This is a genomic window from Mesorhizobium sp. M0058, from assembly GCF_040323095.1.
Classification (GTDB): domain Bacteria; phylum Pseudomonadota; class Alphaproteobacteria; order Rhizobiales; family Rhizobiaceae; genus Mesorhizobium.
Map to the genome: position 1 here is coordinate 221,265 of NZ_JAMYUQ010000012.1, position 14,874 is coordinate 236,138.

At 61.0% G+C, this 14,874-nt stretch carries 11 protein-coding genes; 9 read left to right on the forward strand and 2 right to left on the reverse strand.

Annotated elements, in window-relative coordinates:
* Positions 1–263 precede the first annotated feature (263 nt).
* The 6 genes from NKJ75_RS22115 to NKJ75_RS22140 all read left to right on the forward strand — a co-directional run bounded on the left by NKJ75_RS22115 (position 264) and on the right by NKJ75_RS22140 (position 8,352).
* Positions 264–1,604, forward strand: coding sequence for an adenylate/guanylate cyclase domain-containing protein (locus NKJ75_RS22115; RefSeq protein ID WP_023672139.1), 1,341 nt, complete (start codon positions 264–266; stop codon positions 1,602–1,604).
* Between the two features lie 151 nt (positions 1,605–1,755).
* Positions 1,756–3,651, forward strand: coding sequence for an ABC transporter ATP-binding protein (locus NKJ75_RS22120; RefSeq protein WP_023745921.1), 1,896 nt, complete (start codon positions 1,756–1,758; stop codon positions 3,649–3,651).
* Positions 3,648–5,546, forward strand: coding sequence for an ABC transporter substrate-binding protein (locus NKJ75_RS22125; RefSeq protein WP_023740137.1), 1,899 nt, complete (start codon positions 3,648–3,650; stop codon positions 5,544–5,546). The genes NKJ75_RS22120 and NKJ75_RS22125 overlap by 4 nt, the downstream gene beginning before the upstream one ends.
* 2 nt (positions 5,547–5,548) lie before the next feature.
* Complete coding sequence (locus NKJ75_RS22130) at positions 5,549–6,547, forward strand: ABC transporter permease (protein ID WP_023672136.1); 999 nt, start codon at positions 5,549–5,551, stop codon at positions 6,545–6,547.
* The gene (locus NKJ75_RS22135; protein WP_031193182.1) at positions 6,544–7,725 is read left to right on the forward strand and encodes an ABC transporter permease; all 1,182 of its coding nucleotides are present in this window, start codon (positions 6,544–6,546) and stop codon (positions 7,723–7,725) included. The genes NKJ75_RS22130 and NKJ75_RS22135 overlap by 4 nt, the downstream gene beginning before the upstream one ends.
* A gap of 147 nt (positions 7,726–7,872) precedes the next feature.
* A complete protein-coding gene (locus NKJ75_RS22140; protein ID WP_023672134.1) occupies positions 7,873–8,352 on the forward strand; it encodes a class I SAM-dependent methyltransferase in 480 nt (159 codons plus the stop codon).
* Positions 8,353–8,367: 15 nt separating this feature from the next.
* On the opposite strand, the gene NKJ75_RS22145 is transcribed toward NKJ75_RS22140, so the two are convergent.
* Positions 8,368–9,783, reverse strand: a complete 1,416-nt coding sequence (locus NKJ75_RS22145) for an adenylate/guanylate cyclase domain-containing protein (protein WP_023685078.1) — start codon at positions 9,781–9,783, stop codon at positions 8,368–8,370.
* A 213-nt stretch (positions 9,784–9,996) separates the two neighbouring features.
* On the opposite strand from NKJ75_RS22145, the gene NKJ75_RS22150 reads away from it, so the two are divergent.
* The 3 genes from NKJ75_RS22150 (at position 9,997) to NKJ75_RS22160 (ending at position 12,933) form a co-directional block, all read left to right on the forward strand.
* Positions 9,997–10,905: a hypothetical protein gene (locus tag NKJ75_RS22150; RefSeq protein WP_352500200.1), complete on the forward strand. Its 909-nt coding sequence runs from the start codon at positions 9,997–9,999 to the stop codon at positions 10,903–10,905.
* Between the two features lie 136 nt (positions 10,906–11,041).
* The gene (locus tag NKJ75_RS22155; RefSeq protein WP_023672131.1) at positions 11,042–11,560 is read left to right on the forward strand and encodes a GNAT family N-acetyltransferase; all 519 of its coding nucleotides are present in this window, start codon (positions 11,042–11,044) and stop codon (positions 11,558–11,560) included.
* Positions 11,560–12,933 carry a hypothetical protein gene (locus NKJ75_RS22160; protein ID WP_031193181.1) on the forward strand — a complete coding sequence of 458 codons (1,374 nt, stop codon included), beginning with the start codon at positions 11,560–11,562 and terminating at the stop codon, positions 12,931–12,933. Before NKJ75_RS22155 ends, NKJ75_RS22160 begins: the two co-directional genes overlap by 1 nt.
* 20 nt (positions 12,934–12,953) lie before the next feature.
* Here the strand turns inward: NKJ75_RS22160 and NKJ75_RS22165 are convergent, their stop codons facing one another.
* Positions 12,954–14,717, reverse strand: coding sequence for an adenylate/guanylate cyclase domain-containing protein (locus tag NKJ75_RS22165; protein WP_023745924.1), 1,764 nt, complete (start codon positions 14,715–14,717; stop codon positions 12,954–12,956).
* Positions 14,718–14,874 lie beyond the last annotated feature (157 nt).

The window sequence follows — 14,874 nt, forward strand, 5'->3', positions numbered from 1 at the left end:
CATGGTTCTTGGGACCCGGCGAGCCCAACGGTGCCTGAGCCGACCAATTATTTGCGCGATGTCAGGATCGGGATTGCACTTCGCCGGCAGCCTCGCCACATAGTGTTGCAGGTGATTTGTGCGGTCGACGTCTGCTTGCTTCCTGCAAGGACAGTCATTCGGGATATTCTTCGCCGGCTTCTGCCCCCGAAGCCGGCTTCATTGACTTCGAGAATTTTGCGGATCAAAGGAGATGGCTCGTCTTCGACGGGTTTCGAGATAGCATGAGCACAGCGCAAGCAGAAATTTCCAACATTCTCATGGATAAGGTTGCCGATTGGCTGACCCAATCGGCGCTGGCGGGCGACGACCTGGAAACATTGGTCAAGGGTTTTTGTGAACGGCTGGCTGCTGCCGGCCTGCCGCTGAAGCGGGTGCATTTGAGCTTTTCGATGCTGCATCCGCTTTATGACGCGCTCGGTTTCACCTGGATTCGCGGCCAAGGCCTGGAAGTGGAAGGCTTCCGGAGTGAGAACGGCGTCCATTCCGACAGATTCCTGACCAGCCCATACTACCATCTGCTCAGCAACAAGCTCGACCATCTGCGGCGCCGGCTCGACCCGTCGGTGCGGTCGGAGTTTCCTGTTTTCGATGAGCTCAGGCTTATGGGCGTCACCGATTACATGGCTTTCGTCCATCCCTTCAATGGCGATACAAGTCAGGGCATGTTGGGGTCCTGGTCCACCGACAGTGCTTCAGGCTTCAGCGACAGCATGATTTCGGCGCTGCTGCGGATCCAGAACCATCTCGCTATAGCAAGCAAGATGGCGGTGCTCACCAAGCTCGCCGACAACATGATGACCACGTATCTCGGCGGTGACGCCGGCAGGCGCGTGCTGGACGGCCAGATCAAGCGCGGCGAGGGCGACACAATCCGGGCCGCGCTGGTGATGGGCGATATGCGCGGGTCGACAAGGCTCGCCGAAACCTCCGGCCGCGAAGTCTATATCGATACGCTGAACCAGTTTTTCGATGCCATCGCAGCACCTTTCAATCGCAAAGGCGGGCAGATCATGAGTTTCCTGGGGGATGGATTCATTGCCGTCTACCCCTGCGAAAGGCACCGGGCGCAGTCAGAGATCGCCTGCCAGGCTGCTCTTGCGGCTGCGCACAAGGCCAGCATGCGCATGATGGAGCTCAATCTGCGCAGAAAAGAGCAAGGACTGGGCGACATAAAATTTGGTATCGGCCTGCATGTCGGCAATGTGATGTTCGGCAATGTCGGGCTTACCGACCGACTCACATTCTCCGTCTTCGGCTCGGCTGTAAACGAGGTCCAGCGTCTCCAGACCCTGACTAAGAAATATCCGCACAGCGTTCTCGCCAGCAAGGACTTCGCCGGCTATTGCGGGGCCAACAGCTGGCTGACGCTCGGCGAGGAGGAACTGGCGGGCAGCAAGCAGAAGCTGACGGTGCTTTCACCCGATCTGTCGGGTGCTCTCGCACTCGATGAAGACGCTGCGCTGCAGCCGTTTCACGATCGGATATCGGACGCCGAGCAGGTCATGCTGCTTCATCGCGATGCCGCGCGGCTGTCGGCGGGCGACCGGAGGAAGCTCCAGTAGTCACCACCATCCGATCTGGACGCCCTGGTATGCTGTCCGGCCGCCGGTCGCCGGGGAATTCGTTTCGAATCCAAGTTGCTCTGCGCTGACAATGCGCTAGTCTTGCTTTTTGGGGCCGGTCGGGAGGCGCCAGATTGGGGCTGGTGTGGGAATGGATGCAGGCGTTGATCTGCTGCGGATCGAGGATGTTGGCATCTCTTTTGCCATTGTCGGGGGACCGTTGCATGCCGTCAGGCGGGCAAATCTTCGCGTCCTGCCCGGCAAGGTCACCGCACTTGTCGGTGAGTCCGGTTCCGGAAAATCGGTTCTCAGCCAGGCCGTGATGGGCATCTTGCCGAACACGGCCCATGTTCGCGGCCGTATCCTGTTTTCCGATCCCAAAAAGCCCGGCACGACGCAGGATATCCTGCAGATGCCGCGAGACGGACCCGAAATCCGGGCGTTGAGAGGCAGCCGCATCGGCAAGATCTTTCAGGAGCCGATGACATCGCTGTCGCCGCTGCACACGATCGGCAACCAGGTCAGCGAATCCCTGCAGATTCATACGCACATGGATCGGACGGAGCGCAAGGCACGGACCGAGGAAATGCTCGGCCTCGTCGGGTTTCCCAATCCCAAGCGCGCCTACGACATGTATCCATTTGAACTTTCGGGAGGATTGCGGCAACGCGCTATGATCGCCATGGCGCTTATCTGCCGGCCCGCTCTGTTGATCGCCGATGAGCCGACGACGGCGTTGGACGTCACCATCCAGGCGCAAATCCTGCAATTGCTGCGTGGGCTCCAGACCAAGCTCAACATGGCAATGCTGCTGATCACGCACGACCTCGGCGTGGTCGCCAATGTCGCCGACGAGGTGGTCGTCATGTACCATGGCGAGATCATGGAAGCAGGCCCTGTGGAGGCAATATTCCGCCGGCCAGGCCACCCTTACCTGAAGGGCCTCATGGCAGCCGTTCCGCATTTCGACCTGAAGCCTGGCGAAAGGCTGAAGGCGCTCCGCGAGGTGCCGGTGAATGTCGGGACCCTGCTGGGCAAGCAGACGGCGCCGGAAGCGAAAGGGCCGGACGACATTCTGCTGTCGGTCAGGGATCTGAAAAAGGTCTACACCATCCGCAACTCCGGATGGTTCAGCGGGAGCAATCAAACCTCTGTTCGCGCCGTGGACGGCGTGAGCTTCGACATTAGGCGGGGTGAGTGCCTGGGCCTGGTTGGCGAAAGCGGCTGCGGCAAAACCACCGTCAGCAAGATCCTGATGCGGGCCGTCACCCCTACCGGCGGCTCCGTGATCTTCAACGGCCGCGACGGACCGATCGACGTCCTGGAAGCAGAGGGAGACGCCCTGCGCTTGCTGCGGGCGAAACTCCAGATGGTCTTCCAGGATCCGGTTTCGTCGCTTTCGCCTCGCATGACAGTGGAAAACATCTTGAGCGAGCCGCTGGAAATCCATCAACGTGGCAATGCCGCGTCCCGGCTAGCCACAGTCAAGAGCCTGATGCAGGCAATCGGGCTCGATCCGCGCTTCATCCAGCGTTATCCCCACAGCTTCTCCGGCGGGCAGCGTCAGCGTATCGGCATTGCGCGCGCGTTGGCGCTGGGGCCTGAGCTGCTGATCTGCGACGAGCCGGTTTCGGCGCTCGATGTCTCCGTGCAGGCGCAGATCCTGAACCTTCTGAAGGACCTGCAGAAGGAACTGGGCCTGACCTACCTGTTCATATCCCACAATCTTGCGGTGGTGGACTACATGGCGGACCGCATCGCTGTGATGTGCGGCGGGCGTATCGTCGAGCTTGCACCGCGCGAAATTCTGCTCAGGAAACCGATCCACCCCTACACGCGCTCACTGCTCGCCGCAGTCCCCTTCCCTGATCTCGACCGGCCGATGGATTTCAAGATGCTGAACCTCGGCGGCGCTTCCGACACCAGCGCATGGGGACCGCAATTCCACGACGAGGGTGAGGAGGATACGCTGTCGCCGATCGATCTTGGCGGCGGCCACCTCGTGCTGGCCCGACGTTCGGCCGATATCAGCGAGCTACGCCATTGATCAGTCGTCGCACCGTCCTTGGACTGATGGCTTCGGCACTTCTTCCGGGCACGGCGCGTGCCGGAGATCTGGAGCCGGATTTTCTTCAGCCGCAGCTGACGGCCAAGGCGTTGCCGGCACTCGCTGAGCGCTTGCCCAAGAGCCCGCGCGCGTTGAACCTCGCTGCGATGGGCCGGCAGCCCGGCCAGTATGGCGGCACGCTGCGTACGATCATCGGCAGCCAGAAAGATATCCGGATGATGACGATCTACGGGTATTCCCGGCTGGTCGGTTATGACGAAAAACTTAACTTGCATGCCGACATTCTCGAAAGTTTCGACGTAGCGGATGATCGCATCTTCACTTTCAAGATACGGGAAGGCCATAAATGGTCCGACGGCAGCCTGCTGACGCCGGAGGATTTTCGCTATTGCTGGGAAGATGTCTGGCTGAACGATGAGCTTTCGCAAGGGGGGCTCGCCCCGACCCTGCTGGCGGACGGCCAGCCGCCGCGCTTCGAGATCGTCGATCCGCTGACGGTGCGCTACAGTTGGGACGCGCCCAATCCCGACTTCCTGCCCAAGCTCGCTGCTGCCGCGCCGATATCGCTCGTTCTGCCGGCCGCCTATCTCAAGCAGTTCCACAAGAAATACCAGGATCCATTCCGGCTCGCCGGCCTGATGAAGGAGAACCGGGCCAAGAAATGGACGCTCCTGCATATCCGCATGTCGCGGCAGTATCGCCCAGAGAACCCGGAATTGCCGACGCTCGATCCCTGGCGGAACCGGACCAAGCCGCCAGCCGAGCAGTTTATCTTCGAGCGCAACCCGTTCTTTCATCGAATAGACGAGAATGGCCGGCAACTGCCCTATGTCGACCAGATCATCATGAATGTCAGCTCGTCGGCGATCATCTCGGCCAAGACCGGTGCGGGGGAGAGCGACCTGCAATGCATGGGAATTGACTTCAGCGATTACTCCTTCCTGAAGGATGCGGAGAAGCGCTACCCGGTGAAGATGCATCTATGGAAACGCACTCAGGGCTCGCGGCTGGCGCTGCTGCCCAATCTGAATTGTGCCGACCCGGTGTGGCGTGCCCTTTTGAGAGACGTGCGCGTGCGCCGCGCACTTTCGCTTGCTGTAGACAGGCGTGAGATCAACATGGCCGTGTTCTATGGATTGGCGCAGGAAAGTGCCGATACGGTGTTGCCGGAGAGCCCGCTCTACCGGCCGGAATACGCGAAAGCCTGGATCGCCCATGATCCCGACAAGGCCAATGCCCTGCTAGACGAGGTCGGGCTTCAGGCCCGTGACGATGACGGCGTGCGGATGCTTCCGGATGGACGCTCTGCGCAGATCATCGTGGAAACGGCCGGCGAAAGCACGCTGGAAACCGACGCGCTCGAACTTATCACCGATCACTGGCGCAAGATCGGCATCGCTTTGTTCATCCGGACTTCGCAGCGCGACATCTTCCGCAGCCGCGCGCTTGGCGGCCAGATCATGATGTCGATGTGGTCGGGCATCGACAATGGCGTGCCGACCGCCGACATGAATCCGTACCAACTGGCCCCCACCATCGACGACCAATTGCAGTGGCCGCTCTGGGGTGCTCACTATCTGTCCCATGGCAAGATGGGTGAGGCGCCCGATCTTCCTGAAGTGGTCGAGTTGATGGCTTTGCTCAAGCGATGGAACGGATCGACCGAAGCCAGCGAGCGCGCCGAAATCTGGAACTCCATGCTGTCGATCTACACCGATCAGGTGTTTTCAATAGGCACGGTGAACGCAACGCATCAGCCGATTCTGGTATCCTCGCGGCTGCGCAACCTGCCTGACAAGGCACTTTTCGGCTATGACCCGACCTCCTATTTCGGTGTCTACATGCCGGACACATTCTGGCTTGGAGGCTCCTGAGCGTGCTTCGATATCTTGTCTGGCGCATCGCCGTGATGGTTCCAACGCTGCTGGTCATATCGGCGCTGGTGTTCACCATCATCGAACTTCCACCGGGCGATTATTTCGACAGCTATGTCGCTGAGCTTCGGGCCCAGGGCGAAGCGGTGGATTCCGACCGCATCCAGATGATGCGCAAGGAATATGGTTTCGACCAGCCGCCGGTCATTCGCTACTTCTACTGGGTGGGCGGGATGCTGCACGGCGATTTCGGCTATTCCTTCGAATATGAGCTGCCGGTTCGCGACGTCGTCGGCGACCGAATGTGGCTGACCGTGCTGGTTTCCTTCGTCACGATCATCTTCACCTGGCTCATCGCCTTTCCGATCGGCATGTACTCCGCCACGCATCAATACAGCTGGGGCGACTACGGCCTGACTTTCTTCGGCCTTCTCGGCCTTGCCATTCCGAATTTCATGCTGGCGCTGATCCTGATGTATTTCGCCAACATCTGGTTCGGCACGTCCATCGGCCACCTCATGGACCAGCAATATCTCGGCGAGCCGATGAGCTGGGCCAAGGCGAAGTCGATCCTCGCCCATCTCTGGATCCCGGTCCTGATCATCGGCACCGGCGGCACGGCGAGCATGATCCGGCGGCTGCGCGCCAATCTGCTCGACGAACTGCACAAGCAATATGTCGTTACGGCGCGCGCCAAGGGCCTGCATCCGTTCAAGGCGCTGGTCAAATATCCGCTGCGCATGGCGCTCAACTTCTTCATTTCCGACATCGGCTCGATCCTGCCGGCCATCATCTCCGGCGCTGAGATCACGGCTATCGTTCTGTCTTTGGAAACGACCGGGCCGATGCTGATCAAGGCGCTGCAAAGCCAGGATATGTATCTGGCAGGGTCATTCCTGATGTTCCTTGCCTTCCTGACGGTTATCGGCGTGCTGATTTCCGACCTGGCGCTGGCGCTGCTTGATCCACGAATTCGTTTGCAGGGTGGCAGCACCAAATGAAGCAGGACTCGCCGCTGCCCGCTCCGGGTGCTCCACTGCAACACTACATTTCCGGCGCGCCTTTCGACCTGCAGTCGGTCGAGGCGATGACGCCGGAGCAATCGAAGGTCTTTCAGGCATCGCAGTTGCGGCTGATGTGGTGGAAATTCCGCAAACACCGGCTTGCGCTTATATCCGGCATATTCCTGGCAGTGCTGTATTTAGGGATACTGATCTGCGAGTTCCTGGCGCCCTACAATCTGCACTCGCGCAACATGGACTACATCTATGCGCCGCCGCAGCACGTGCACCTGTTCCACAATGGCGAGTTCGTCGGGCCGTTCGTCTATGGCCGCCAGATGACGCTGGATATGGACACGCTCAAGCGGAACTACATCGAGAACCACGACGACGTTCAACGGCTCCGTTTCTTCTGCAAGGGCGACACTTATCGGTTCTGGGGCCTGATCGAAGGTGACAGGCATTTTGTCTGTCCTGCCGAAAACGGGCAGCTGTTTCTGGCCGGCACCGACAGGCTGGGGCGCGACGTGCTCTCGCGCATGATCTATGGCGCACGCATTTCACTGACTATCGGCCTCGTCGGCATCAGTTTCAGCTTCCTGCTCGGCATCGTCATCGGCGGACTGGCCGGCTATCACGGCGGTATCTTCGACTTGATCGTCCAACGGATAATCGAAGTCCTGCAATCGATTCCCAGCATTCCGCTATGGCTGGCCCTGGCGGCGATCATGCCGATAACGTGGAGTCCGATCCTGATCTATTTCGGCATCACCGTCATCCTCGGGCTGCTCGACTGGACCGGACTGGCGCGAGCCGTGCGTTCAAAGCTTCTGGCCTTGCGCGAGGAGGATTACGTTCTGGCCGCGCAGTTGATGGGCGCGGGGAGCAGCCGCATCATCAGGCGGCATCTCATTCCCGGCTTCATGTCGCATCTGATCGCGACGGCGACGCTCTCCATCCCTGGCATGATCCTGGGCGAAACGGCGCTGAGCTTCCTCGGGCTCGGCTTGAGGGCGCCGATAACCAGCTGGGGCATCCTGCTCACCGAGGCGCGCAGCGTCAGCGTGATCGCGTTCTATCCATGGCTGCTTTTGCCGATGCTGCCCGTCATCCTCGTCATCATGGCGTTCAACTTCCTCGGCGACGGCTTGCGGGACGCCGCAGACCCCTACAAGTGATATCGCTGTTCCACCGCCCGGCCTGCCGAACACTCCACCCGGTATGACGCTTGTCGGCGGCCGGTTGCGTTATTGCAGGGTTCGTCGTTCGCCTTTATATGCAGCAAGCCTCGATCGGGGCTGCTGGTTCAGGACACACAATCGCATATGAGTCGCCTCGATAATTTCATCAGCAGGATGACCGCGCAGCGCGACATTCTCAATCGAATCTGCCCCGAGGTGGCGAAGATGGAGGGGCTTGTGCTTGAGCTCGGCCTCGGCAATGGCCGGACATTCCACCATCTGCGCGAGCTTCTGCCCGGGCGCCGGATCGTGGTGTTCGACCGCGAAGTTGGCGCGCACACTAGCTCAATTCCCGAAGCTGAAAACCTCGTGCTCGGCGAAATACGCGAGACGGGCCGCAAGTTCATTGGCATCGAAGCCGCCCTTGTTCATGCCGACATTGGCACCGGCTATGACGATCGCGATGCAGTGACCGCTACCTGGCTTCCCGATCTGATTGCGAGCCTGCTTCGCGTCGGCGGCTTCGCGGTCAGTGGCACGCCGCTCGATCACCCGCTGCTGCAACACCTCCCGGCGCCCACTTCGGAGCCCGCCGACCGTTATTTCCTCTGCAAGCGCGTGTGAGCGGTAGAGAACTCTTCAGGGGATCGTATAAACCGCAATCTCCCGCTCGATGCCGCGCAGCGAGACCTCGTGCGGCACGGGCGTCAGCGCGTTCCTGTGCAACAGATCGGCGGTGAGATTATCGTCGACCACCGCACGCGTGGCGAAGATCGCCTGTGCGTTGGCGAGGTTCTGGACCCGCGAAGCAATGTTGACCGTCTGGCCGAAATAATCCTGCCGCTCGTTCATGGACACGGCTATGCAGGGGCCGGCATGAACACCGATCTTGAGCAGAAGGTCCTCGCGCCCGCTTTTGTCATTGAGCGCCCGCATGGCGTCGCGCATCCGCAGCGCCGCGGCAATCGCACGGTCAGGCGTCGCGAAGGTCGCCATCACCGCATCGCCGATCGTCTTCACAACCGCGCCTGCCTCCGCCGCGACGATCTCGTGCAGAACCTGGAAATGCTCGCGCACGAGATCGAAGGCTGAAAGATCGCCCACCCGCTCGTAAAGCTCGGTCGATCCGCGCAGATCGGTGAACAGGAAGGTCAGGCTGGTGATCTTCAGGCGCTGGTTGATGTCGAGCGTATCCGTGCGATAGAGATCCCGGAACGTCTGGTTGGTGAGCAGGCGCTTGGCGGTCACGAAGGGCCGGCGCTTGCCCAGGAAATCATGCAATACCGGGCAGGCGATGAAGACCGTCGGCAGCACGCGCGTGTCGGTCCTGTTTTCCAGCGAAATGCGCAATGGGCCGGGTTGCATCTCCAGCGTCTGGCTCTGGACATGGTCGCGGTCGAAGGCCAGAGAGAGGTTTCGCCGCTCTTTTGCCGGTTCGCCCTTCGCGTCGATGAACTGGGCCGAATGCGTGACCGGCTCGAAGACGATGATGAATTGGGGCGGAAGCTGGATGTGCAGAACCGCCTTTTCACCGGGCGCAAGCTCGATATCTTCCAGCGAGAACGCTTCCATCTTTTCCGCCAGATCCTCGTCCGGCAGATCGGCCCCGGACGCCCAGTAGATCTGGCGGTAATATTCCACCAACGGCAGTTCGTGTGGATTGTGGGCGGCAATCCTGCGCACGCGGGGACTGACGGTGAATGTCACCTCGACCATCTCGTCGAGGGTCGGCGAATAGCCCTGGGAGCACAGCGCGCAGGTGTATTCGTCCTTCTGCATGGTTTTCAGCGTGGCGTTGGTGTCGAGCACGCCGCCACAGCCGGGGCACAGAACATTCCAGGAAATGTCGAAGATGCCCACCCGCGCCGCATGGAGAAAGGCGCTTATGGTGCGTTCCTCGTCGAGGCCATGCTTGCTGGCGAAGGCGAGCGCATTGATGCGGCAAAGTTCGCGGTCCTTGCCCTCGGCGATGGTTTGCCGGATTGCGTCGATTGCCTGCGGATCGACATCGGTCGATTGCCGCAGAAGCGAGAACAGATCCTGAGCTTCGGTCATCGTGCAGGCTCCGGAAATTGCGCCGCTAGAGCATGATGCCGAAAAGTGTGAAGCGGTTTTCGGACGACATCATGCTCTATTTCCTGATTTAGAGGCGGATTCAGATTTCAGGTCGGACAGACCTGAAATCATCCGGCTCTAGGCGTGTTGGCCGGACCGATCTTCGACCCGAACGCTCCATCATACTGCGAAACGGACCGTACGGCCATTCGAATGGACAAGCCTGGTGACAGGTCAATTCCATTTGTTGAATTCCAAACTATGATAGCCCATGGGGCATTCATCTCTGGGGTTTTCTCCATGCCGACACGCGACAACCCGCCATTTCCGGCGGCCCTTCGCCTTTTCTCGGCGGGGGTCATCATCGTCCTGATCGTTGGGGCCGGCCTGTTTTTCGCGCCTGCGCTGGTCAAGCCGCGCTGGCCCTGGGCCGTCACGCCGTTCAATGCCCGCTTCCTCGGCGGCTTCTACACCGCCGAAATGGCAGTGATGGCGGTGCTGCTGGTCTGGAATCGCTGGTCGCCCGGCAGGCTTGTGCTGGTCATGGCCTTCATCTTCACCGTCATCGTGTCGGCGGCTTCGTTCATCAACCTTGGCTATTTCAACTTCGAGCGCAAAGCCCTTTGGCTATGGTTTCTGGTCTATCTTGCGTCGGCCGCTGTATCCGCGCTGTTCCTGTGGCGGGCAAGGGCCCGCCCTTCTGCAAAAGGCGTGATCTTAAACCCCGCATGGCGCGCCTACCTACCGGTGGAGATGGCGATCCTCGGGCTCTACGGCGTCGGCCTGTTGCTGTTTCCCCTGACATTCGGTGGCTTCTGGCCGTGGCCGATCGATGCCTTCCACGCCCAGGTCTACAGCGCCATCTTCCTGGCGGGTGCAGGCGGCACCTATCTCGTCTGGAGAAGTGCGCCGCGCGAGGAACTGCTGGTGCTCGGCCTGGCGCAGTTTCTGGTTGGCCTGCTTGCTGTTCTTGGCCTCTTCATCACCGACGCCGCCGTGCACCGGATCGACTGGACGGCGGCCGGGACATTGTGCTGGCTCGCCCTTTTCGGCTGGATCGGCATCAGCGGTATCCTCAAACTCTGCGCCGCCCACCGGCATTTTGCCGCGCAATCGGCATAGGTCGCAGAGACGGCTGGATTTTCAGGTGACGTCCGGTGCATCGTGCCGGGCATATTGCCTCTGTCCTTTGTTCTGACGCAATTCCGGACGGAAAACCGCTCACACTTTTCCTGGAATTGCTGTAGCCGGAAAAGCCATGACCAGCACGCCACCCCTAGAGAAAATCCAGCCGCAGCTCCGGGCCGTCCGGCCAAGCGATGCCGAGGCGCTTTGCGCTATCTTCAATATGCCGGGCTTCCGCTGGGGCACACTCAGGATGCCATTCGAGATGGTGGAGCAGGTGGAGCGGCGCATCGCCAAGTCCGGCCCGGAAACCACCTGGATCGTTGCCGAGTCGGACGGCAAGGTTGTCGGCCATGGCAGCCTGGTCGCGCAGGGTTCGCCGCGCCGCTCGCATATCGGCGAGATCAATATCGGCCTTGACGATGGTTTTGTCGGCAGAGGCATCGGCTCTGCCATCCTAGGCGCGCTGCTTGACGTGGCCGACAATTGGCGCGCCCTTAAGCGGGTCGAGTTGACTGTCTATGCCGACAACGAACCGGCCATCCGTCTCTACACAAGCCATGGCTTCGAGGTCGAAGGCCGGCATGTGAAGGCCGGTTTTACCGACGGGCAGTACCACGACCTCCTGAGCATGGCCCGGCTGCGGTTCTGATGACCACCGTCCCTGCCCTTGCCCCTCCGGTGGACATTTTGGCCGTGCTGTCGCTGCTCTGCCCCGAGGTCGTGCGTGACATCGAGCAGAACTGGAATGCACCGGTTTCCGATTATGCCCGCCATCTGTGGCGGCCGGTGGCAAGGCCTGGATCGGCCCCGTCGATTGCTGCCCGCTCGATCCTGCGCGACGTCCTGCAGCAGCGCCTCGGTGCGATCATGCAGCCTGAAGCGATCGGCAAGGCCCTCGACGAATTCGACCACAGACCGGTTATCCAGTCCGGCCTGCACTGCCTGCTTCTGATGGATCGCATCACCTTCGATGCCCTGCTGCTTGCCTGGCTCGGCGCGGTCGAAAACAGGCTGTCGGCTTTTTTCGGCTTCATGGGAACGACCATGACCATGGAGACAACCGGCCGGGAGGGGCCGGGATGGCTCGATGTCGGCGACGACAAGGTCAATTTGTTTGGCATGGGGCGCCACAAACTGTGCCGCAAAAGCGCCTGCGCGGCCGGTCCCGTCGCCCTCAACGGGCGCGCGCTCGAAACGGTGGGCAATGAGACGGATGCCAGAAGCTGGCTGGGCACGCTGCTTGCCAGCCAGGACAAGGTGTTTGCAACCGCCGCCGATGCGCTGACAGAACTCAACGAGGATCTGGTCGCCGATTGGGATCGTTCCGGCATGGCTCGGCCGGTTTTCATCGATGATAGGCTGGCCGCGACTGTCGTGTCGCGGCATCTGGAAGATGAAGGCAGCCTTCTTTCCAGGCTGCTCCTCGAGCCCGCAAGGCGCCGGCGTCTCGACCATGCCTTGCAAGAAGCCGCATCTGGCCCATTTGGCAGGTTCCTGCCCAATGCCACGGACTATTTCTGGGGCATCCGCGAGCAGCGCGTGCGCAAGCTCGTCCTCGAGAAGGGGCGGCTGATCGAGCCTGACAGGCCGCATGGTCTTTCCATCCCGTTCGAGCGGCCGCATCTCCAGCAGGCACTGCTGGACGGCCTGCTTTTGCCGGACTTGTTCCTGATGTTCCTTGCCCTTGCCATATTGCCGCGCGTGCGGGTTGTGGGCGGCCTGAGACAGATTGGCTATGTCGCGCTTTTCCACTCGATCCTGCTGGCTGCGCTGGATGAAAACGCGCCAGAAGAGCGCGATCTGGCCGCCGAGCTGCAGGTTCGGGAAAATGCCTGGGGCATGCGGGTCATCGATGAAAAGATCTCGGTCCGCGAGCAGCTTGCCGGCCTGCCGGAAGGGGCGCTCTTCCCGGACCTGCTGCGGCAATACCGGTTGCGGACATTTGCCGAGACGACCGACGACCTGAAACCGGTTCGCGAAAACGCCCGATGGTGCAAGATCGGCCGGGCCTCAGGCCTCTGATCCGGCCGGGCTTTAGCCCGTCATTGCACCAAGCCGGCCTTGCGGAGCCCCTCGACCATCAGTTCGAAATCGGCAGGGTTCTTGTAAGGCAAGACCTTGCGACGATGTTCCAGCGAATAGGCGGGATTAACGCGAAGCAGGTCCTGCCATGCCGCATGGGCCTCCTCCAAACGGCCCAGATGGCCGTAGCATGCGGCCAGAAGCGCACGCGAGACGTCGGTGACAGCGTTGCGAGCCAGCCGTTGCAGCAAGAGGTCGACGGCCTCTTCGTACCTTCCCAGTTGAAACGATGCCAAAGCCTGGAAGTGCAGAAGCACATCCGGGAAGTATGGATTCAAGGTCTTTCCCCGGGCGAAACTCTCTAGCGCCTCCGCGGATCTACCCGAATAATACAGCGCCTCGCCGCGGGCGACGTGCGCTTCGGCGAAGTTCGGATTGAGAGCTATCGCGCGCTCGACCTCGCCGATGGCTTCATCGTGCCGCCGTGTGTAAAGCTTGGCCGATGCCAGCGCCCAGTGCGCCCAGGGATCGCTGTCATCCAGCGTTACCGCTCGCGTTGCTGCCTCTTCCGATTGCGCCATCGAGTCCGACGCACCCCACCTGTTGAGGTAATCGAGCCCGTACGTGAGGGCTAGGAAAGCGTGGGCAGAGGCAAATTTCGGGTCCAGTTCGATGGCCCGCTGCAAGAGCTCGCGGGCCGCGACGTTCGTGTCCTTCGTCAGCCGGTGCCACAGCTCTCGGCCCCGCAGGAAACAGTCATACGCCTCCGGGTTGCGCTGGTGTTCGGGTGCCAGCCGCAGACGGTCATCCTCGGTCAGATTGAGCGCCAGCGCACCGACGATGTGCTGCGTCACGTCATCCTGCACGGCGAATATGTCGGTCAGATCGCGATCGAACCGCTCCGCCCAAAGATGGCCGCCTGAAATTGCATCGATGAGCTGCGCGGTGATGCGTACCTTGTTCCCCGACTTGCGTACGCTGCCTTCAAGGACATAGCGCACGCCGAGCTTCGTGCCGACATCCTGCACATGGACGTTCTGGCCCTTGAAGATGAAGGACGAATTGCGAGCGATGACGAAGAGCTGTGACAGTTTGGACAGCGCCGTGATGATGTCTTCGGAGATGCCGTCGGCGAAGTAGTCCTGTTCGGCATCACCGCTCATATTGGCGAACGGCAGCACGGCGATCGACAGTTTCGGCGGCGCTGCCGCAGCCGGAGGGCTCGTCGCGGTTTGCGAGGTCGCGGCCGCCTTGGCCCCGGCGCCGACTTGCAGCGAATAGACCCGGATCGGCTCGGCGATGTTCTTGAGCTGTGTGCTGCCGAGATCGCTGACCGAGAGGTCAAGCCTGGCCTTGACCTGGCGATAGGCATCCTCGGACAGGCAGATGGCGCCGGGCGCCGCAACGCCCTCCAGACGCGAGGCGATGTTGACGCCGTCACCCATCAGATCGCCATCGCTCTCTTCGACCACATCGCCCAGATGGATGCCGATCCTGAACTCGATGCGGCGCTCCTGCGGTACGCCGGCATTGCGCTCAACCATACCGTTTTGAATCTCAACGGCGCAGCGCACGGCATCGACCACACTGCGAAACTCAACCAGTGCCCCATCTCCGGTACGCTTGATAACCCGCCCGTGGTGCACTGCAATGATCGGATCGATCAGGTCGCTGCGCAGTGCCCGCAACCGCGCCAAGGTACGATCTTCGTCCGCGCTCGCGAGCCGGCTGTATCCGACCACATCTGCAGCCAGGATTGCGGCCAGCTTACGGTTCTCGCTCATGGGTCGCCTCCTCATCTCCATCATAGCAGGAAGACGGCGGGACGAGGGAATTTTCGCAAATCACGGCCACGCGGCCGCCCGTATCGGCAGTGCTCCACCGCCGAACCCAGACCGATGCCCATTTGCGCTGCCGCTTGCCGGTTGACGACTATCGGTT